Raw genomic sequence first — 20,056 nt, 5'->3', positions numbered from 1 at the left:
CTGCTCACCGCCGCCGAGAACCGGGTGCGGCGCGGCGCGCCGCGGCCCGACCTCTCGGCGCTGCGCTGGATCCACGTCGGCGGTGAGGCGCTGCCTGCCGCACATGTCCGCCGCTGGTACGACCTGTTCGGACCCGGCCACCGCATCGCGAACCTGTACGGGCCCACCGAGACCACCATCAACGCCACCTGCCACCTCATCGACACCCGCCCCGGCGACGAGGTACGCCGACTGCCGATCGGACTCCCCATCTCCGGCACCGAGGTGGCGGTGGTGGCCGAGGACGGACACCGCTGCGCCCGGGGCGAACCCGGTGAACTGCTCATCGGAGGCATGGGGCTGACGCCGGGCTATCTCGGCGACCCGGAGCGGACGGCGGCGGCGTTCACCGAGCGCGACGGCAGACGCTGGTACCGCAGTGGCGACCGGGTCAGCAGGCGGCCCGATGGCGTACTGGAGTTCCTCGGCCGCCTCGACGACCAGGTGAAGATCCGCGGCCATCGGGTCGAACCGGGCGAGATCGAGGCGGTGCTGCACACCCACCCCGGCGTCGCGCAGGCGGCCGTACTGCACCAGCACGGCCGCCTGACCGCCTTCGTGGAGCCCCTGCCGGGCGGGTCGCGGCCAGAACCGGCACGACTCCGCGCCCATCTGCGAGGCACACTGCCGGACTACATGCTCCCGGCCCGTTTCCAGTACGTCGATGCGCTGCCCCTCACCGGCAACGGCAAGGTGGACCGACGCCGACTCGACGCAGCGGCCCCGACTACGGACACCACGGCGGCGACAGCCGAAGCCCCGCCCGCCACGCCGACCGAACGCATCCTGGCCCACATCTGGTCCGAGGTGCTGGGCGTGGCGCAAGTCGGCCGCGAGGACGACTTCTTCGCGCTCGGGGGCGACTCCATCCTCGTCCTGGAGGTGTTCGCCCGGCTGGAGAAGACACACGACGGGGCACGGCTGAACACCACCCTGCCCAGGCCGACGGTCATCTACGAACACAGCACGCTCGCCGCGCTGGCCACCGCGATCGACGAGACCACCAGCACTCAGCAGACCCCCGCCGCCCCCGCCGGGGCGGACATCACGCCGTACCCCCTCACCCCTACCCAGCGCGGGTTCCTGGTCGCGGAGGCCATCGCGCCCGGGTCCGGCTCGGCGTGGCTCGCCCGGCTGCGGCTCCGGGGCCCGCTGCGGGCCGAGGTGTTTCAGCGCGCCGTCGACGCGCTCGTGGTCCGCCATCCCATGCTGCGTACCGTCTTTCCCGCAGGCGCCCGTCCGCCGGTGCAGCAGGAGCTGCCGCCCGCGCTGCGGCTCCCGGTGGACTTCGAGACACTGGCGTCGCCCGAACTGCTCGACGAGCGGGTCGCCGACGAACGCCGCCGCCGGTTCGAACCGTGGGCCTGGCCGCTGCTGCGCCTGCGGGTGCTGACCCTCGCCCCCGACGAGCACACGCTCGTCGTCCACGCCCATCACCTCATCGGCGACGGCTACAGCGCGGCGCTGTTCGGCCGGGAGCTGCTCACCGTCTACGACCGCCTCGCCCGCGGCGAGGAGCCCGAACTGCCGCCGCTGCGCAGCACGTTCCGCGACTACGTCACCCTGCTCGGGCAGTCGGCCCCGAACCCGGCGGCCACCGCTTGGCGCGCCCGTCACGACGCCCCGTACGAGCGGCCCGACCTGCGGTGCGGCGACGCGGCGCAGGCGGAGTTCAGGTCGGCAGGCTTCACCCTCGACGCCGAGGTGACGGCCGGGCTGCGCCACCTCGCCACCGCCGTCCGCGCCACGCCGTACGCCCCCGTCCTGACCGCGTACTACCGGGCCCTGGCCGATCTCACCGGACAACGGGACCTCGTCCTCGGGCTCGCGGTCACCGGACGCGACCACGCGCTGCCCGACATCAGCCGACTGTTCGGCCCGCTGGCCGCCGCCGTACCGCTGCGCCCGGCGGTGGCGGAGGAGAGCCACCACACCACGCCCACGTCGTTCCGCGACGATCTGCGCCGCGTCGCCGAGGAGGCCACTGCCGCACGCGCCTACGCCACCAGTAGGGAGCCGTCCGGCGACGGCCACGGCCTGCCGAGGGCCACGCAGTTCCTCTTCAGCTACCTCGACTTCTCCGCCCTGGGCCCGTCCACCATCGGGTCCCTGACGCTCGACTGGGATCACCACGACACGGAACTCGCCCCGCCTCCCGTGGGCACCGATGTGTTCCTGGCCGTCCGGCCGGTCGGGGACGGCTTGCGCGTCACCGTGCGGGCATCGGCAACCGCCCTCGACGCGGCGGCCACGGAGGCGTTCGCCCGTACCCTGCGGGACGAGCTGACCGGGGCCGTGGCATCGCGCCCGCGCCGTACCTCGCGTTCACCCCGCACGGAGGCGGATGCCGCGCTCGTCGGCTATCTCCCGGCCCCCGGACACCTGGCGGCGCTGGCCGGGGTACCGGCCCAGGAGCTGCCCCGTGAACACCTGCGGGCCCTGCTCTTCCCGGACGGCGGGCCCCGCCTGCTGGAGGAGATCAGCACGCCGCTGGGCCGCTCGGCGTTCGTATCGCTGCCGCTGTTCGCCGACGAACTGGCCCCGGGGAACGGGCTCACCGGGCACACCGCCCGCGCCGTCGAACACGCCGCCTCCCTCGGCGCGCGCTGCGTCTCGCTGGCCGGGATGATCCCCGCGCACACCGGCTACGGATTCGAGGTGGCGCGCGCCACCAGCGGGGCGGCCACGGTCACCACCGGCCACGCGGCCACCGCCGTATCCGTGGTCAAGACCGTCCATGCCGCGCTCGCGGCGGCGGGACACGATCTCGCGGACCTCACCGTCGCCATGGTCGGGCTCGGCTCGATCGGCACCTCGTCCCTCCATCTGCTCCTCGGTGGCGCCCCGCGCCCACCCGCCCGCCTGGTGCTGTGCGACGTCGCGGGCAGCGCGCCCCGTCTGCGCGCGCTCGGCGCGGAGCTGCGCGGCAACGGGCTGGCCGGGCCGGTGGAGACGGCCGAGTCCGCCCCGGGGCTGCCCGACGTGGTGTACGAGGCCGATCTGATCGTCACGGCCGTCAGCGGTGGTACGGCCGTCCTCGACGTCGACCGGTTGCGCGCCGGGACCGTCGTGGTCGACGACTCGTTCCCGCACTGCTTCGACACCGCACGCGCCCTCGACCGGATGCGCGGGCGGCGCGATGTGCTGGCCGTCGGGGGCGGGCTGCTCGCGGTCGGCGCCACCGAGCGGCACATCGCCGACGATCTGCCACCGGCCGCCGCCTCCGGCTATGCGGAACAGTCCTGGCTGCCGGGTACGGTCGCCTCCTGTCGGCTCGAATCCCTGCTGCACACCGCCGTGCCCGGCCTGCCGCTGGTCCACGGGCTGGTGGACGCCTCCCATGCACACGCCTACTGGGAGGCGCTCGAGGCGGCCGGGGTGAGCGCCGCGCCACTTCATCTGCTCGGCCACACGGTCGGCGACGAGGGCTGAACACCGGCTGAACACACCGGTGCCCCGGCCGGAAACCACCCGGCCGGGGCACCGCGCTCTCCTCCCAAAGGGCCTTACGGTCAGTCCCGCTGAGCGTCCTTGGGAAGCTTGCGCCACTTCACCTGGGTGTCGGCGTCGTAGGCGAAGTCGAGCATCTTCTGCGCGTCCGGGTAGCGGTCCGCGGCGTCGTTGAGGATGACTCCCACGACCGTGCGGCCGTCGCGCTTGGCGGCGAACACCAGACAGGGACCGGCAGGGGTGGTGGTCCCGGTCTTGACCCCGACCGCGCCCTTGTACGAGCCCAGGATGCGGTTGGTGTTGTCCCAGGAGTAGTACCGGGTACGGCCGTTGGCCGCCGGTGCCTCCTGCTTGGTGGACACCGACTTGACGACCTTCTGGAAGGTGGCGTTTTTCATCGCCCGCTGCGTCAGCTCGGCCACCTCACGGGGTGTCGAGTAGTTGCCGCTGCTCGCCGAGACACCGTCGAAGGAGTCGTAGTGGGTATTGGTGAGCCCCAGGTCCTCCGCCTTGGCGTTCATCTTGGAGACGAACGACTTGGTGCGCTCGGCCACGGTGTCGCCGGTGCCGAACGTGTCGGCCAGCGCCATCGCCGCGTCACAGCCCGACGGGAGCATCATCCCGTACAGCAGCTGATTGACGGTCAGCTTGTCACCGGTTTGCAGGTCCGCCGTGCTGGCTTCGGACTTGGTGACGTAGTCCCGGTAGTCCTCCTTGACGGTGACCTGCTTGTCGAGATCCACGTTCTTGGTCTCGAGTACCACGAGCGCGGCCATGATCTTCGTAGTGCTCGCTATCGGACGCTTGGTGTCGGCGCCCTTGGCCATCAGTTCCTCGCCGGAACCGGTGTCGAGCAGATACGCGCCCTTGGCGCTGACCTCCGGTGGTTCGGGTGAGGCCTGAGCCACCGCCACCGGGACCACGATCGCCACGGCCACCGTGGACGCGACCGCCGCCACCTTCCAGCGACGGGTCACGGTTCCACGCCGTTTATGCATTCGCCCTCCGTTTCAGTAGAACATCGATTCGGCGGGCGCATCGTCTCACTGTGTTCAACCCCAGGTCAGCCCGGGGGTGCCGGGCCGTCAGCCCCTGCTGCGGGCACACTCCGAATTGTCGCCCCCGCTTGCGGGTGGAGATCATGCCTCCCTCGGCCCACGGGTACGGGCTCTGCTCGGTCACGTCCTGCCCGTCGACGTACGCCTCCGCATGGGGCGACGACATCGTCGGGCAGGTGGTCGAGGATGTCCTGGACCTTCGGGGTCGCGGCCGCCGGGGCGCGTGATCACCCTGATCACGACCCTGGACTGCCCCTCGATCAGGGGCAGCGGCTCGCGAGGACGCAGAACTCGTTCCCCTCCGGGTCGGCAAGCGTGACCCAGCTTTCATCGCCCTTCTGGCCGACGTCGGCATGTCGGGCCCCCAGGCCGAGCAGGCGACGGACCTCCTCGTCCTGGTCCCTGTCGGTGGGGTTGACGTCGATGTGGAGCCTGTTCTTGACGGTCTTGCCCTCGGGTACGCGCGCGAAAGTCAAGGTCGGTGGCACGGGGCCACGGCGGTTCCTGCCTTCGGGCACCGCAGGGGAGCCGATGGTGACAACTCCGTCCTCTTCGTCCTGCACCTCGTAGCCGAGGACCGCGCACCAGAACCCGGCGAGAGCGTGGGGATCGGCACAGTCGATCGCGAGCTCGGTGAACTTACTGGCCATGTCGGGACCTCCCAGTCGCATAGCGGGGTCACGCCCCCTGACGGAAAGTCTGCCCCACTCCCTGGAGAACGGAAGGAACGGACGTTCGGATCGGTGCGGACCGCATAACCTACGCAGGACCGCACGTCCACCCTTGCACGTACGAGGTTCGAGGAGAGCACCGATGCCCGCCGATGGCCAGACTCCACAGACACTCGGCTTCGCGCCCGAGCAGATCAACACGGGTCGGCCGCACCCCGCCCGCATGTACGACTACTACCTCGGCGGCAAGGACCACTACTCGGTCGACGCGGAGGCGGCCGAGGAGGTGTTGCGCCGGACGCCGCAGGTGCGGGACAGCACACGGGGGAACCGGGCGTGGATGCACCGTGCGGTGCGGTACCTGGCGGAAACGGCGGGGGTGCGGCAGTTCCTCGATCTGGGCACGGGGGTGCCCACCTCGCCCAATCTGCACGAGGTCGCCGAACGGGTGGATCCGACCTGCCGGGTGCTGTACATGGACAACGATCCCATCGTCCTCGCCCACGCCGGTGCCCTGCTGACGTCCGGACCGGCGGGGCGCGTGGCCTACCGGCACGGGGATCTGCACCAGCCCGCCGCGGTGCTCGGCGAGGCGCGCGCGGCGGGCGTCTTCGACTGGGACCGGCCCATCGCGCTGATCCTCTCCGCGATCATGCACTTCGTCCCGGACGAGGCGGACCCCGCGGGCCTCATCCGCACGTACTGCGACGACCTGCCGGACGGCAGCTATCTGGCGATGTCCCACGCGACCGGCGACTACTCCCCCACCACCTCCGCCGGGGCCGCCGTCTACGCCGAACGCAACGTCGCCGCGCCCATGGTGTTGCGGGGCTACGCGGACGTCCTCCAACTGTTCGACGGCACGCGTCCGGTGGAGCCCGGAGTCGTACGGCTGCCGGAGTGGCATCCCGGACTCGGCCCCGTACCACGGCCGGAAAACGGGCTGGGCTACGACCCGGATCGGGTGTGGACCTACGGCGGGGTCGCCAGGATCCAGCCCCGAGAGCTCTCCTGACGTACGCCCGCCACCTCACCAGCGGACGGCGCTGAAGTCGACCGGCCGGGGCCGTAGCAAGCCGGTGCGGTCCGCCAGGGCTCCCAGCCGCCGGGACATCTGATCAGTGGTCAGGCGGTGGCGGTCGCCGTGGCCGGGCAGGATCCATTCGAAGCGCAGCCGCCCGGCCACCCTGTCCAGGGAGCGGGCCAGTTCCTCGATGGAGTACCAGGTCACGCTGTCCGCCACGGCCAGATCACCGGTCGTGCGCGACCAGTAGAAGCTGTCGCCGCTGAAGCAGTACCGGCCATCGGCGAGGTAGAGCACACTGCCCCGGGTGTGGCCGGGCAGCGGATGGACCGTGACCCCCTCGGCGATCTCCCGTGGCTCGATCCCCCGGATCACCTGGTCCGCGTCCGGTGCGGCGTCGAGGTCGCCCTCGTGGATCCACAGCCGGGCGCCGAAATGGTCCGCGTAGCGGCGGCCGTGTGCGGCGTGGTCGCGATGGGTGAGCAGCACATCGGTGATCGGGCCCGACTCCGCGTAGCGCGTGGCGAGTTCACGGCTCCAGCGAGGGGTGTCGACCATCATGGCCGTGCCGGACGGCCGCAGGAGCAGGTAGGAGTTGGCCCCGGCGGTGTGCGGGGAGTTGTGCCCACAGATCATGACGGCGTCGTCCAGGGCCATCGGAAAGGGGTCCTGCGCCGGGTCCGGCCGTCCGGACACCGGGCGGATCGAGCGGGTGGGACAGGCGAACACGGCGGCGTGGAGGCGCCGTGTCTCCGCCGCGTCCTTCGGCGCCCGCAGGATCCGCGACTTTCCTTCCACCTCGCCGATCAGCCCGGGCGCGAGCTGGCGGGCCACATCGCAGTTCGTACAACGATCGTCCACGTACCAGCCATCCATGGCAGGGACTCCTTCCGGAGGGAAACAGGGGAGGAGCGGCCCAGACCGGGCCGCTCATTCATGGATATCCGACCCGGAGCCGGAATCGGTAGGCCCTGCCAATCTTGTATTTCGGTCCCCGGGCCACTCTCACGGCCCGACCGCGCGTAGGCGATTTGCGGTATTTTGGATGGCTATCGCCGTCAGGTCGCGGCCCGCTTGCGCGCTCGATAGGCCGCCGCCTTGACGCGGTTGCCGCACTCGTCCATCCCGCACCAGGTACGCCGGGCGCCACGCGAGCGGTCGAGGTAGATGCGCGTGCAGCCACCGCGCCCGCACTCCTTGAGGCAGGCGTCGGGATCGGCGAGCACGGCGATGGCGCTCCGGGCGATATGGGAGAGCACCGCCGGAAGGTCGCCCGATATCCGCAGCCCCGCGTCGTGGAGTTCGAGCGTGGGCACCGGCCCGGCGGCCGTGTCGTTGAGGATCGCGAGGCTGCCCGGGTCGAAGGGCCGCTTGAGTACACGGTCGAGTGCGAGCCGGTAGATGGCTTCTCGCAGGGCCAGCGCCGATTCGAAGGTTGCCACGTCGGCGGTGACCCGGTCGGGGAGCGCATCGCATTGGGCCACCCACCGTTCGAGGTCCGCGGGCGCGGCCAGGACGTCGAAAGGCTCCTCTCGACGCGACCGCACGGTGCCTGCCAGATCGAGAGCCGGGTCGCCGCTCACAAACGCGAAATCCACGTCACCATCTTGACCGGTGACGCGGCCGGTGGCAAGGTCGTCACCTGCTGAACCAGTGACGCCGGGAGGACCACGCGCATGGCCGAGATCCGCGATATCGAGGTCGTCGTCTTCGACGTCCTCGGCACTCTGGTCGACGAACCCGGTGGGCTCCGCGCGGCCCTGCGCGAAGCGCTGCCCGCGTCCGGTGACGACGCTGTCGACGCGCTGCTCGCCATGTGGCAGCAACACGTCGAGCGCGAGCAGCAACGCATCGCGCAAGGCCACGGCGCGTACGCCAACACCGAGACCATCGACGCCGAGGCCGCCGCACACGTGGCCGACCATGCCGGTCTCACGGATCCGGCAACCATCGCCCGGCTGGCCACGGCGGGGCAGCGCCTGCCCGCCTGGGGCGACTCTGTCGCCGGGCTCGAACGGCTCGCGCGGCACTTCCCCGTGCTCGGGCTCTCCAACGCCGGCCGCACCGCTCTGCCACGGCTCAACGCATACGCCGGGCTGCGCTGGCACCAAGCCCTGTCCGCCGAAGCGGTCTCGGCCTACAAACCGGCACCGGAGGTCTACCGGCTCGCCATCGACACCGCCGGATGTGCACCGGAACGCGTGCTCATGGTGGCCGCCCACGCCTGGGACCTCCGCGGCGCCCGGGCGACGGGCCTGCGGACCGCCTACGTCCGGCGACCGGTCGGGGATCCGCCGACCGGCTCCGATGTCTTCGACGGGTGGTTCGACGGGCTGGACGACCTGATCACCGCGCTGACGGCGCGGTAGCGGGACTACGGCCGGGGCGGCGCGCTGGTGTCCCGTACCACCAGCTTCGGGTCCAGCACCGCCTCCCGCGGCTTCTCCGACGCACCGTCTCCCAGCCGCTCGACGGCGAACCGCACCGCGTACCGGGCCATGCGCACGGCGTCCTGACGGACCGTGGTCAGGCCCACCGGCATCACATGCGACAGATGGCTGTCGTCATAGCCCACCACCGACACCTCGCCGGGGACGTCGATGCCCGCCCGTGCCAGCGTCATCAACAGGCCCATCGCACAACGGTCGTTGCCCGCCAGCACCGCCGTCGGCAGGGGGTGTCCGCGGTCGCGCTCGGCCACGAGCAGATGTCCCGCCGCGATGCCCGACTCCTCCGTATGGGCACCGGGGATCACCCGCACCCCGGAGTCGAGACCGTGGCGGCGCATTGCGGCGCGGTAGGCGCGGCGGCGCTCCGCCGAGCCCGGTCCCCGGCCGCCGTCGATGTGCACGATGTGGCGGTGGCCGAGTTCCACCAGGTGGTCCATGGCCTGGCGGACGCCCTTGCCCTCCGAGCTGCGGACACTGTCGACCCGGGCGCCCGGTACGCGGCGGCCGACCGAGACGGCGACCGTGCGCCGCCCCAGCGCGTCCAGGTCCGCCGTCGGCGCGTCCGGGCCGAGCAGGATCACCGCTTCGCAGCGGTGGCTGATCAGGGACTCGACGGCATGGGATTCGCCGTGCCCCGGAGCGGTCGCGGCGAGCAGGACGTCGTAGCCGAGCCCCTCGGCCTCGGGGTAGACGCTGGTGACGAGGTCGGCGTGGAACGCGTTGTGGACGGTGAGCATCACGCCGAGGGTGCGGCTGCGGCCACGGGCGAGCAGCCGGGCCGCGTTGTCGGGGCGGTAGCCGATCTCGTCGGCGACGCGCAGCACCCGGTCACGGGTCTTCTGGCTCGCCCCCGGCTGGTTGCGGAAGACGATCGAGACCAGGGCCCGGGACACCTTCGCCTTCGCGGCGACGTCCGCCATCGTGGGGCGCTGCTTGCCCGTTCCGTCCACTGATGAACCCACTCTCCCGCCGCCCCACGCTTCACGTCGTTCCCGCTCGCCTCGGTCGGTGCACCTCGACACGCCTCGGCACATACGAAAACTTACGGCAACCGCCTATTGACATGACATTTGGACAAGGGACATCGTACTCGCACTAGAGCGCGCTAGTAGAGCGCGACAGCCGTCACTCCGTCACCCCGTTCGGCAAAGGACTGACCATGGACGTCAGGGACGACGCAGCACGCCCCGCCCCCGCCCCGCCCATCGACGACGCCCCGTCGGCGGTGAACCGGCGGCTGAGGGTCATCACGATCATCGCCACCTTCGGCGGGCTCCTCTTCGGCTACGACACCGGTGTCATCAACGGCGCCCTGCCCTATATGACCGACGACCTGGGCCTGACCCCCGTCACCGAGGGCATGGTCACCAGCTCGCTGCTGCTGGGCGCGGCGCTGGGCGCGGTCACCGGAGGGCGGCTCTCGGACGCACGGGGGCGGCGGCGCAACATCCTGCTGCTGGCCGTGGTGTTCTTCCTGGCCACGCTCGGCTGTACGCTCGCGCCGAACACCGAGATCATGATCGTGGCGCGGTTCGCGCTCGGTCTCGCGGTGGGCGGCGCCTCGGTTACCGTGCCGGTCTACCTCGCGGAGGTGTCCCCCGCCGAGCGGCGTGGCGCGCTGGTCACCCGTAATGAACTCATGATCGTCAGTGGCCAGTTGCTGGCCTTCACCTCCAACGCGGTCATCGCGCGGGTGGGCGGCGAGTCCGGCGGTGTCTGGCGGTGGATGCTGGTCATCGCGACCGTTCCGGCCGTGGTGCTGTGGTTCGGCATGCTGGTGATGCCGGAGAGCCCGCGCTGGCTGGCCTCCATGGGCCGTTTCAATGAAGCCTTCGAGGTGCTCAAGCAGGTCAGGTCGCAGTCCCGGGCCGAGGCAGAGCTGAGCGAGGTGTCCGCGCTCGCCGTCAAGGACGAGCAGGAGAAGCTCGGCGGCTGGCAGGACATGAAGGCCACCCCGTGGATGCGCAAGCTGATGTTCGTCGGGTTCGGCATCGCGATCGTCCAGCAGATCACCGGCGTCAACACGATCATGTACTACGGGACGCAGATCCTCACCGACGCCGGATTCACCTCGGACAGCGCACTCACGGCGAACATCGCCAACGGTGTGATCTCGGTCCTCGCCACGTTCGTCGGCATCTGGCTGCTCGGCCGGGTCAACCGCCGCCCCATGCTGATGACCGGCCAGCTCGGCACGGTCTGCGCCCTGCTCCTCATCGGCGTGTTCTCGCTCGTCCTGCCGGAAGGCACGGTGCGTGCCTTCGCCGTGCTGGCCATGACGGTGACGTTCCTGGCCTTCCAGCAGGGCGCGATATCGCCGGTCACCTGGCTGATGCTCTCCGAGATCTTCCCGACGCGCATGCGCGGGTTCGGGATGGGCATCGCGGCCGTGGTGCTGTGGCTGACCAACTTCGCGATCGGCCTGGTCTTCCCGTCGCTGGTGTCCGCGATGGGGATCTCCAACACCTTCTTCCTCTTCGTGGCCGCGGGCGTCCTCTCCCTCGCGTTCGTGAAGGCGTACGTCCCCGAGACCCGGGGACGCACCCTCGAAGTCCTCGAGGCGGAGCTGCGCGCCCGCTTCTCCTGAAGCCCTCCGCAGGTCAGGCGCCCACGTAGGCCGCCAGATGCTCACCGGTGAGGGTGGAGCGGGCGGCGACGAGGTCGGCGGGGGTGCCCTCGAAGACGATCCGGCCGCCGTCGTGGCCCGCGCCGGGGCCGAGGTCGATGATCCAGTCGGCGTGCGCCATCACCGCCTGGTGGTGCTCGATGACGATGACCGACTTACCGGAGTCGACGAGCCGGTCGAGCAGGCCGAGCAGATGCTCGACATCGGCGAGGTGCAGACCGGGTGGTCGGCTCGTCCAGCACGTAGACGCCGCCCTTCTCGGCCATGTGCGTGGCCAGCTTGAGCCGCTGCCGCTCACCGCCGGACAGCGTGGTGAGCGGCTGGCCCAGGCTGAGGTAGCCGAGCCCGACGTCGGCGAGGCGGCCGAGGACGCGGTGTGCGGCCGGGGTACGCGCCTCACCGGCACCGAAGAACTCCTCGGCCTCGGCCACCGACATCGCCAGCACCTCGCTGATGTCGCGGCCGCCGAGGCGGTGGTCCAGCACCGACGCCTGGAACCGCTTCCCGTCGCACTCCTCGCAAGTGGTGGAGACACCGGCCATCATCCCCAGGTCGGTGAAGATGACCCCGGCGCCGTTGCACTGGGGGCAGGCGCCCTCGGAGTTGGCGCTGAACAGCCCCGGCTTCACGCCGTTGACCTTGGCGAACGCCTTGCGGATCGGTTCGAGCAGCCCGGTGTACGTCGCCGGGTTGCTCCGCCGGGAGCCGCGGATCGCGGCCTGGTCGATCGCCACCACCCCCGCATCGGCGGCCTCCGGGCTGCCCACCAGCGAGCCGTGCATGAGCGAGCTCTTGCCCGAGCCCGCCACGCCGGTGACGGCGACCAGCACGCCGAGCGGGATGTCGACATCGACGTCGCGCAGGTTGTGCGCCGTCGCGCCACGGATCGGCAGCGTGCCGGTGGACGTCCGCACCGCCTTCTTGAGGGCGGCCCGGTCGTCGAAGTGGCGGCCGGTGATGGTGCCACCGGTCCGCAGCCCCTCGACGGTGCCCTCGAAGCAGACGCTGCCACCTGCCGTACCGGCGCCGGGGCCGAGGTCGACCACGTGGTCGGCGATCGCGATGGTCTCCGGCTTGTGCTCCACCACGAGCACCGTGTTGCCCTTGTCCCGCAGCCGCAGCAGCAGGTTGTTCATCCGCTGGATGTCATGGGGGTGCAGGCCGATGGTGGGCTCGTCGAAGACGTACGTGACGTCGGTGAGCGAGGAGCCGAGGTGGCGGATCATCTTGACGCGCTGCGCCTCGCCGCCCGACAGCGTGCCCGACGGCCGGTCGAGCGAGAGATAGCCGAGGCCGATCTCCCCGAACGATTCGAGGGTGTGCTGGAGCGCGGCGAGCAGCGGCGCCACCGACGGCTCGGTCAGCCCGCTCACCCATGCGGCCAGATCGCTGATCTGCATCGCGCAGGCGTCGGCGATGTTGATTCCGCCGATCCGTGAGGACCGGGCCCCCTCGCTCAGCCGGGTGCCGTCGCATTCGGGGCAGGAGGTGAACGTGACAGCCCGGTCCACGAACGCCCGGATGTGCGGCTGCATCGCCTCCCGGTCCTTGGCGAGGAACGACTTCTGGATCTTGGGGATCAGCCCCTCGTAGGTGAGGTTGACGCCGTTGACCTTCACCTTGGTCGGCTCACCGTAGAGGAAGGCCTGCATCTCCTTCTTGGTGAACCTGCTGATCGGCTTGTCCGGGTCGAGGAAGCCCGACTGGGCGTAGAGCCCCACGGTCCACACGTTGTCCGACTTCCAGCCGGGGATGGTGAACGCGCCCTCGGAGATCGACTTGGAGTCGTCGTAGAGCTGGGTGAGATCGATGTCGGAGACCGATCCCCGGCCCTCGCAGCGCGGGCACATGCCGCCGGTGCGGCTGAAGGTCGCCTTCACGGCCTTGGTGTTGCCGCGTTCGACCGTGATCGCACCGCTCGCCCGGACCGAGGGGACGTTGAAGGCGAACGCGCCGGGCGGGCCGATGTGCGGCTGCCCGAGGCGGCTGAAGAGGATGCGCAGCATCGCGTTGGCGTCGGTGGCGGTGCCGACCGTGGAGCGGGGGTCGGAGCCCATCCGCTGCTGGTCGACGATGATCGCGGTCGTCAGCCCGTCGAGCACATCGACCTCGGGCCGGGCCAGCGTCGGCATGAAGCCCTGGACGAAGGTGCTGTAGGTCTCGTTGATCATCCGCTGCGATTCGGCGGCGATGGTGTCGAACACCAGCGAGCTCTTGCCCGAGCCGGAGACACCGGTGAACACCGTCAGCCGGCGCTTCGGGATCTCGATGCTGACGTCCTTGAGGTTGTTCTCGCGCGCGCCGTGCACACGGATCAGGTCATGGCTGTCGGCGATGTGCGGCGCAGGCGACTGCGTGTCCGTCTTCGTCGTCATGCTCATCGTCTCTCCATCTGTGGGACGGGGGCCGCCCTCACGGTCCCGTCGGCGTCGCCTGGCACGGCCTGACCGGCTTCGAGCAGTATGTCTCGCTCTCGTGCGATCGCGCTTCTCCATCTCTGATCGGTCTCTGCTCGGTCGCTGATCGGCCCGGCCTCCGCTTCGGGGTTGCCCTTCGGTGCCCTCCGGGGGAACGCCGGGAAGCCGTGCGGTGACATATTCGCCTCGGGCCCCTGACGAGGGATTTCCGGCACAACCCCGTCCCCCGGCGCCCCGTCTAAGCCGGTGATCATCCACCAGTTACCCGAAGGGTTACCTCCGCATGGCTCAGCACAGAATCCTCGCCACCGCCGCACTCGCCGTCGCGTTAGGCGGCGCCGCGCTCTGGGCGCCCGCCGCCCACGCGGACACGGCGGCCACGACGGACGCCGCGGCCGCGCCGACCCGGGCCACCCTCTCCCACGAGGACGGCGTGCTCTCGTACCTGGCCGCCGCCGGGCAGACCAACAAGGTGACGGTCTCCACGGAGAACATCGACGTCGACCCCTCCCAGTTCGGCGGCGACTTCCTCATCACCTTCCGCGACCAGTCCGGCATGGGCATCGACGCGTCGGCGGCGCAGTGGGACGCCTGTAAGTACCCGTCGGCGGCCGATCACACCGTCGTGCAGTGCGTCATCGCCGAGCCCCTGGGCTCGGACGACTCGACCACCTTCGAACTCTTCCTGGGCGACGGCGCCGACACCGCGACGGTCGACGGCAAGGCGGGCACGATCGCCGCGCTCCGCGGCGGCGCGGGCGACGACGTCCTCAGGGGCACCGGGCAGAATGCATTCCAGGGCGAGGACGGCGACGACCGCATCGACGGCGGCGACGGCATGGGCGTCCGTGGCGGTGAGGGCGACGACACGATCACCGGCGCCTGCTCCTACGAGTGCCGCGGCGACGCCGGGAACGACACCCTCACGGGCACCGGCGACGCCGACAACCTGTACGGCGACGACGGAGACGACATCCTGCGCGCCGGGTCCGAGAACGACTACGTATACGGCGGCAAGGGCAACGACACGCTGTACGGCGAAGACGGCAACGACACGATGTACGGCAACAGCGGCAACGACACCCTGTACGGCGGCAAGGGCACGGACACGCTCTCCGGCGGACCGGGCACCAACAAGGTGTACCAGGACTGACGGACGAGCCGTCACCGGGGCCGCGGCGGTCACCGCCGCGGCCTTCGCCGTGTTCATGACCCCAAGGACCATGTCCTCTGGTCCCGGTGCGTGACAGGTGTCTACAACAAAATACCCTGTTTCTCTACGGCTTTGGCCTTTTCATGATCCGGGCATCGGACACAAGGAATTCATCGCTCCGCAAAGACGCGACCGGGCTTCTTCCCGGAAACCGCAGGGCCTTGGCACTAAGATTTCCCTAGGAATACCTTCAAGGGGTGTCCAGCGGCGTCACGCCGAATATCCTACCGCCCGGATAGTCACCGAATGAAGGTCGCGCACTTCCAGCATTGACGAGTCCGTTCCGTTCCCCGGCCTGCGGGAAAACGGGACCGGCTTCGTGATCAATGATGCCGACAGGGGGAAGCTCAACAGTGTTGGTGGAACGAAGAAAATTACTGGATCAGCTCGATGATCTCCTGATGCAGTCCGCGCGGGGCAGGGGGGCCATCGCCGCGGTCAGCGGTTCGACGGCAATGGGCAAGACCACGGTCCTCAACGCTCTGGCGGAACGGGCCACCGCGGCGGGCAGCACGGTGCTCGGCGTGGTGAGTTCGCCGCACGAGCGCGACGTCCCGTACAGCGCGCTCGCCCAGCTCTTCCACGCGATCGACGCGCGTTCCGTCCCGCCGGTGGCCCAGGGCGACTCCCTGGCCGTCGCGCAGCACACGTACCAGATCATCGCCGACCTGGCGGCCCGGCGTCCGCTGCTGATCACCGTGGACGACATCCAGCACACCGACACGGCCAGCCTCTCCTGTCTGCGCTACGTGGCGCAGCGCCTCAACCGGCTCCCTCTCGCGCTGGTGTTCACGCGCGGAGTCTCCGTCGAGGAGCAACCGCCGCGCATCCTGCACGACCTGCTCTACCGGACGAGCGTGCGCCGCTTCCACCTGGGACCGCTCTCGCGGGCGGGCGTCAGGGAGCTGGCACCGTCCCCGCCCGCGGACCGGTTCATCGCCGAGATACACACCCTGAGCGGTGGCAATCCGCTGCTCGCCCAGGCGCTCATCGAGGAGCACCGGCTGCGCGCCGCGCCCGAATCCTCGGCGGGAGCGGCTCCGTCGGAGGGCGACGGGACCGCGCCGCTGCCCGAGGGAGGGGTGGCGATCGGGCCCGTCTTCCAGCAGGCGGTCCTCGCATATCTGCACCGGATCGGCCCGCGCGCGGTCCTGCTCGCCCGGTGTGTCGCGCTGCTGGACGAGGCGGCCACGCCGCTGCTGCTCAGCCGGTTGAGCGGCATCGACACGGAACTGCTGAAGCGCTACCTCCGGTTGCTCACCGGCATCGGCGTGCTGAACGGAGCCCGGCTGCGGCACGCGGGCGTTCGGCAGGCAGTCCTCGGCGAGATGCCCCACGGCGAGGCGACGGACCTGCGGTACCGCGCCGCCCGCCTGCTGTACGACAGCGGGGCGCCGCCCCAGGCGGTCGCCGCGCAGCTGCTCGGCGTCGGTCCGCTGTACGAGGACTGGGTGCTGGACGTGCTGCGGGAGGCCGCCTGCCAGGCCCTGGACGAGGGGGATGTCCACCGGGGCATCCGGTGTCTGGAGCTGGCCCGCGAATGCTGTGTGGACGAGGGGCAGCGGCTGGCGGTCAAGTCGCAGTACGCCTGCGGTCAGTGGCAGTTGCGCCCCGCCGACTCGGCCCCGCACTTCCTCGCGCTCAAGGGACCCATCGTCGAGGGGAAGCTGACGGGGGACGACGCGCTGTGGGCCGCCGAGGGCATGCTGTTCCACCTCGGCTTCGACGAGGCGCTGGTGGCCGTCGACCATCTCAACGACGGCGACGAGGAGATGGCGACCGCGCTGCACGGAACGCGGATGCTCATGGCCTCGGAGGTCCCCGGGGTGCTCGACCGGCTGAGCCGTCCGCTGCCGGACACCGCCGCCCCGGCCACGTCCCACTCCGAGCTGCGCGCAAGACACGCCCTGGCCCTGGTGATGGAGCGGGGGGCAGACGAGTACGCCATCGCCCTGGCCGAGCAGGTGTTCCAGAGCAGCCAGAACGCGGTGACCTCGCAGCTCAGCAGCTTACCGAAGGCGCTGCTCGCCCTGTGCTACGCGGACCGGCTCGACGCCGCGGCCAAGTGGCACGACCATCTGGCGGGTGACGCGGGGCGCCATGACGCCCCGGCGTGGCGGGCGCAGATCGCCTGCGTCGGCGCCCTCGTCTCGCTGCGCCGCGGACGGCTGGCGGACGCCGTGCACCAGGCGGAGGCGGCCTACGCCCGGCTGTCCGGGCCGCGGTGGAACGTCAGCAGCGCGCTGGCGCTGGCCATACTGGTCGAGGCGCACACCGCGATGGGCGATCATCAGGCGGCGGCTGGGTATCTGGCGCCGGAGCCGCCGCCGGAGCTGTTCCTCACCCGCGCGGGGCTGCACTATCTGTACGCGCGCGGCCGCCACCACCTCGCCACCGGCAACACGTATCTGGCGCTGTCGGACTTCCAGGGGTGCGGCAGCCTGATGCGGCGCTGGAACGTCGACACGCCCTCCGTGGCGCCCTGGCGGCTGGGCGAGGCGGAGGCGTGGCTGCGGCTGGGCGACCGGGAGCGGGCGGCCCGGCTCGTCGAGAAGCAGCTGGCGAGGCCGGACACCGGGCTCGCCCGGTCGCGCGGGATGGCCCTGCACGGCCTGGCCCTGGTCCAGCCGACCGCTCAGCAACCCCCCGTTCTGCGGGACGCGTTCCGCCTGCTGGAGAGCAGTGGCGCACGGTACGAGGCGGCCGCCGTGCTGGCCGATCTGAGCCGGGCGTACCAGCAGCTGGGGGACAAACGGGCCCGGCCGACCGCGCGGCGGGCGTGGCGGCTCGCCAAGAGCTGCCAGGCGGAGCCCCTGTGCCAGGAGTTGCTTCCGACGTCCACGCCGCGGAGCATCGGCACCCGAGGGGGCTCGGGGTCCGGCGAGAGTGACCGTACGGACCAGGGCGGCTTCGGCGGACTGAGCGAATCGGAGCGGCGCGTCGCCATGCTGGCCGCCCAGGGGTACGCCAACCGGGAGATCGCCGACCGGCTGTTCATCACGGTCAGCACCGTGGAGCAGCATCTGACCCGCGTCTACCGCAAGATGGGCATCAGAAACCGCGAGCAGCTGCTCCAGGGAGCGCACGCCGTCAGCTACGAATCCGCCTGACCCATCGCCCCCAGGGGCCGTCGTCCGCCTGTCCCGTCCTCCGACGGGGCAGGCGGACGTGTCGTCTCTCCGCCACCACCGTCTCTCCGTCGCCACCGTCTCTCCGCCGCCACGTGGCAAAGCCCTTCTCCTAGGGGGCTCTACGGGTAGCTAGGGGCGGGTGGCGGAGCCGACGATCGACCCTCAGGACGAACGCCAGCCCGGCGTTTTCGACAGCGCGCGATGAGGGAGGCACTCGCCACCATGACGAGTGATCTTGTTCACGGTACTGATGCCATCGCAATCACCGGCGTGTCGTGCCGCCTCCCCCAGGCGTCCGACCCCGGTGCCTTCTGGGAGTTGCTGCGCGCGGGCCGCAGTGCGATCACCGAGGTGCCACCGGACCGCTGGGACCCGGACGCGGTGCTGCCGGACGAGGACGAACGGCATCGGGACGGGCTGCGCCACGGCGGATTCCTCGACCGGGTGGACGCGTTCGACGCGGCGTTCTTCGGCATCTCCCCGCGCGAGGCGGTGGCGATCGACCCGCAGCAGCGGCTGTTCGCCGAACTGGCCTGGGAGGCGCTGGAGGACGCGGGCATCGTCCCGGAGACGCTGCGCTCCACCGCGACGGGCGTGATGGTCGGGGCGATCGCCGCCGACTACGCGGCGCTGGCGCAGCGCGGCGGCGCGATCACCCAGCATTCGCTGCCCGGGCTGAACCGCGGTGTCATCGCCAACCGGGTGTCGTACGCGCTGGGTCTGCGCGGCCCGAGTCTGGCGGTCGACACCGCGCAGTCGTCGTCGCTGGTGGCGGTGCACCTGGCGGTGGAGAGCCTGCGCAAGGGCGAGTGCACCCTGGCGCTGGCCGGCGGTGTGGCGCTCAACTTCGCGCCGGAGAGCGCCGAGGTCGCCGGGCGGTTCGGCGGGCTGTCGCCGGACGGGCGCTGCTTCACCTTCGACGCGCGGGCCAATGGCTATGTGCGCGGTGAGGGCGGCGGGGTCGTCGTACTGAAACCGCTGGTGGACGCGGTACGCGACGGGGACACGGTGTACGGGGTCATCCTCGGCAGCGCGCTCAACAACGACGGCGCCACGGACGGGCTCACCGTGCCCAGCGCGGAGGCGCAGGCCGCGGTGGCGCGGCAGGCGTGCGACGACGCGGGGGTGGACCCGGCGCAGGTGCGCTATGTGGAGCTGCACGGGACGGGCACGCCGACGGGCGACCCGCTGGAGGCGGCGGGCGTGGGCGCCGCGTACGGCAGCGCACGGCCCGCGGGCTCGCCGGTCCTCGTCGGCTCGGCCAAGACCAACGTCGGGCATCTGGAGGGCGCGGCGGGCATCGTCGGGCTCATCAAGACGGCGCTGAGCATCCGGGCACCGGGAGATCCCGGCGAGCCTGAACTACGAGCAGCCGCACCCCCGCATCGACCCCGAGGCGCTGAACCTGCGCGTCCAGACCGCGTGCGGCCCGTGGCCGGACGCGCCGCTGCTGGCCGGGGTGAGCTCCTTCGGCGTGGGCGGGACGAACTGCCACGTCGTGCTCGGCGAGGGACCGGCCGAGGGTGCGCCGGAGGCTTCGGAGAGCGACGAGCCGGTGATCCCGCTGGCGCCGTGGCTGGTGTCCGGACGTACCGCGGCGGCCCTGCGCGACCAGGCCGGACGGCTGCGGGAGCGGCCGACGGCCGACGGGGACGGCGACGCGTACGACATCGGCTGGTCGCTGGCCCGTACCCGCACCCACTTCGAGCACCGCGCCGTGGCCCTCGGGCTCGACCATGACCCGCAGTTGGAGGCGTTACGGACCGGGGCCGAGCTGCCGGGGTTGGTCACGGGGGTCGCGGGCGACCACGGTTAGGTGGCGCTGGTGTTCCCGGGGCAGGGGTCGCAGTGGGAGGGCATGGCGCGCGAGCTGCTGCGTACGTCCGCGGTGTTCCGCGCGTCGATCGAGGCGTGCGACGCGGCGCTCGCCCCGTACGTGGACTGGTCGCTTTCTGGACACGCTGACCGCCGAGACCG

At 71.1% G+C, this 20,056-nt stretch carries 12 protein-coding genes and 2 pseudogenes; 8 read left to right on the top strand and 6 right to left on the bottom strand.

Translation table 11 applies throughout. The annotated features are described in order from the left end of the window. A partial coding sequence (locus tag SSOG_RS39780) for a condensation domain-containing protein (RefSeq protein WP_106516537.1) occupies positions 1 to 3,471 on the top strand: 3,471 nt, incomplete at its 5' end. Positions 3,472 to 3,551: 80 nt separating this feature from the next. On the opposite strand, the gene SSOG_RS39775 is transcribed toward SSOG_RS39780, so the two are convergent. Continuing rightward, complete coding sequence (locus tag SSOG_RS39775; RefSeq protein WP_009719974.1) at positions 3,552 to 4,487, bottom strand: D-alanyl-D-alanine carboxypeptidase family protein; 936 nt, start codon at positions 4,485 to 4,487, stop codon at positions 3,552 to 3,554. A 320-nt stretch (positions 4,488 to 4,807) separates the two neighbouring features. Continuing rightward, the gene (locus SSOG_RS39770) at positions 4,808 to 5,197 is read right to left on the bottom strand and encodes a VOC family protein (RefSeq protein WP_009719973.1); all 390 of its coding nucleotides are present in this window, start codon (positions 5,195 to 5,197) and stop codon (positions 4,808 to 4,810) included. Positions 5,198 to 5,360: 163 nt separating this feature from the next. Between SSOG_RS39770 and SSOG_RS39765 the strand changes: the two genes are divergently transcribed. Then, positions 5,361 to 6,233, top strand: coding sequence for an SAM-dependent methyltransferase (locus tag SSOG_RS39765; RefSeq protein WP_009719972.1), 873 nt, complete (start codon positions 5,361 to 5,363; stop codon positions 6,231 to 6,233). Positions 6,234 to 6,248: 15 nt separating this feature from the next. Here the strand turns inward: SSOG_RS39765 and SSOG_RS39760 are convergent, their stop codons facing one another. Together SSOG_RS39760 and SSOG_RS39755 are read right to left on the bottom strand one after the other, a co-directional pair. Then, positions 6,249 to 7,118: an MBL fold metallo-hydrolase gene (locus tag SSOG_RS39760; RefSeq protein WP_009719971.1), complete on the bottom strand. Its 870-nt coding sequence runs from the start codon at positions 7,116 to 7,118 to the stop codon at positions 6,249 to 6,251. Positions 7,119 to 7,300: 182 nt separating this feature from the next. Next, positions 7,301 to 7,936: a CGNR zinc finger domain-containing protein gene (locus tag SSOG_RS39755; RefSeq protein ID WP_245606678.1), complete on the bottom strand. Its 636-nt coding sequence runs from the start codon at positions 7,934 to 7,936 to the stop codon at positions 7,301 to 7,303. Here SSOG_RS39755 and SSOG_RS39750 point away from each other — a divergent pair. After that, on the top strand, positions 7,919 to 8,611 hold the full coding sequence (locus SSOG_RS39750; RefSeq protein ID WP_009719969.1) for a haloacid dehalogenase type II: 693 nt from the start codon (positions 7,919 to 7,921) through the stop codon (positions 8,609 to 8,611). The two genes, SSOG_RS39755 and SSOG_RS39750, sit on opposite strands and share 18 nt — an antisense overlap. 5 nt (positions 8,612 to 8,616) lie before the next feature. On the opposite strand, the gene SSOG_RS39745 is transcribed toward SSOG_RS39750, so the two are convergent. Then, a complete protein-coding gene (locus tag SSOG_RS39745) occupies positions 8,617 to 9,612 on the bottom strand; it encodes a LacI family DNA-binding transcriptional regulator (RefSeq protein ID WP_039939807.1) in 996 nt (331 codons plus the stop codon). Positions 9,613 to 9,851: 239 nt separating this feature from the next. Between SSOG_RS39745 and SSOG_RS39740 the strand changes: the two genes are divergently transcribed. Further along, a complete protein-coding gene (locus tag SSOG_RS39740) occupies positions 9,852 to 11,279 on the top strand; it encodes a sugar porter family MFS transporter (protein WP_009719967.1) in 1,428 nt (475 codons plus the stop codon). 13 nt (positions 11,280 to 11,292) lie between these two features. Here the strand turns inward: SSOG_RS39740 and SSOG_RS39735 are convergent. Next, positions 11,293 to 13,699: pseudogene (locus SSOG_RS39735) on the bottom strand (ATP-binding cassette domain-containing protein). A 319-nt stretch (positions 13,700 to 14,018) separates the two neighbouring features. On the opposite strand from SSOG_RS39735, the gene SSOG_RS39730 reads away from it, so the two are divergent. From SSOG_RS39730 to SSOG_RS58015, 4 genes and pseudogenes are all read left to right on the top strand, one after another. Next, positions 14,019 to 14,888 carry a calcium-binding protein gene (locus SSOG_RS39730; protein WP_009719964.1) on the top strand — a complete coding sequence of 290 codons (870 nt, stop codon included), beginning with the start codon at positions 14,019 to 14,021 and terminating at the stop codon, positions 14,886 to 14,888. 386 nt (positions 14,889 to 15,274) lie between these two features. Beyond that, entirely contained in the window at positions 15,275 to 18,058 is a 2,784-nt protein-coding gene (locus tag SSOG_RS39725) for an AAA family ATPase (RefSeq protein ID WP_009719963.1), read from the top strand. Between the two features lie 222 nt (positions 18,059 to 18,280). After that, positions 18,281 to 19,853: pseudogene (locus SSOG_RS58025) on the top strand (beta-ketoacyl synthase N-terminal-like domain-containing protein); the annotation flags it as partial. Positions 19,854 to 19,937: 84 nt separating this feature from the next. Next, positions 19,938 to 20,056: hypothetical protein (locus SSOG_RS58015; RefSeq protein WP_215490557.1), on the top strand; the 119-nt coding region annotated here is incomplete at its 3' end.

It is taken from the genome of Streptomyces himastatinicus ATCC 53653 (genome assembly GCF_000158915.1).
GTDB lineage: Bacteria > Actinomycetota > Actinomycetes > Streptomycetales > Streptomycetaceae > Streptomyces > Streptomyces himastatinicus.
The sequence above is the reverse complement of the archived record's forward strand: the minus strand, read 5'-3'. Positions and strand labels throughout refer to the sequence as shown.

Coding starts and splice junctions, on each gene's coding strand:
- SSOG_RS39745 (WP_039939807.1), bottom strand. CDS start 9,612: ATGGCGGACGTCGCCGCGAAGGCGAAGGTGTCCCGGGCCCTGGTCTCG.
- SSOG_RS39765 (WP_009719972.1), top strand. CDS start 5,361: ATGCCCGCCGATGGCCAGACTCCACAGACACTCGGCTTCGCGCCCGAG.
- SSOG_RS39775 (WP_009719974.1), bottom strand. CDS start 4,487: ATGCATAAACGGCGTGGAACCGTGACCCGTCGCTGGAAGGTGGCGGCG.
- SSOG_RS39730 (WP_009719964.1), top strand. CDS start 14,019: ATGGCTCAGCACAGAATCCTCGCCACCGCCGCACTCGCCGTCGCGTTA.
- SSOG_RS39725 (WP_009719963.1), top strand. CDS start 15,275: ATGATGCCGACAGGGGGAAGCTCAACAGTGTTGGTGGAACGAAGAAAA.
- SSOG_RS39740 (WP_009719967.1), top strand. CDS start 9,852: ATGGACGTCAGGGACGACGCAGCACGCCCCGCCCCCGCCCCGCCCATC.
- SSOG_RS39770 (WP_009719973.1), bottom strand. CDS start 5,197: ATGGCCAGTAAGTTCACCGAGCTCGCGATCGACTGTGCCGATCCCCAC.
- SSOG_RS39760 (WP_009719971.1), bottom strand. CDS start 7,118: ATGGATGGCTGGTACGTGGACGATCGTTGTACGAACTGCGATGTGGCC.
- SSOG_RS39750 (WP_009719969.1), top strand. CDS start 7,919: ATGGCCGAGATCCGCGATATCGAGGTCGTCGTCTTCGACGTCCTCGGC.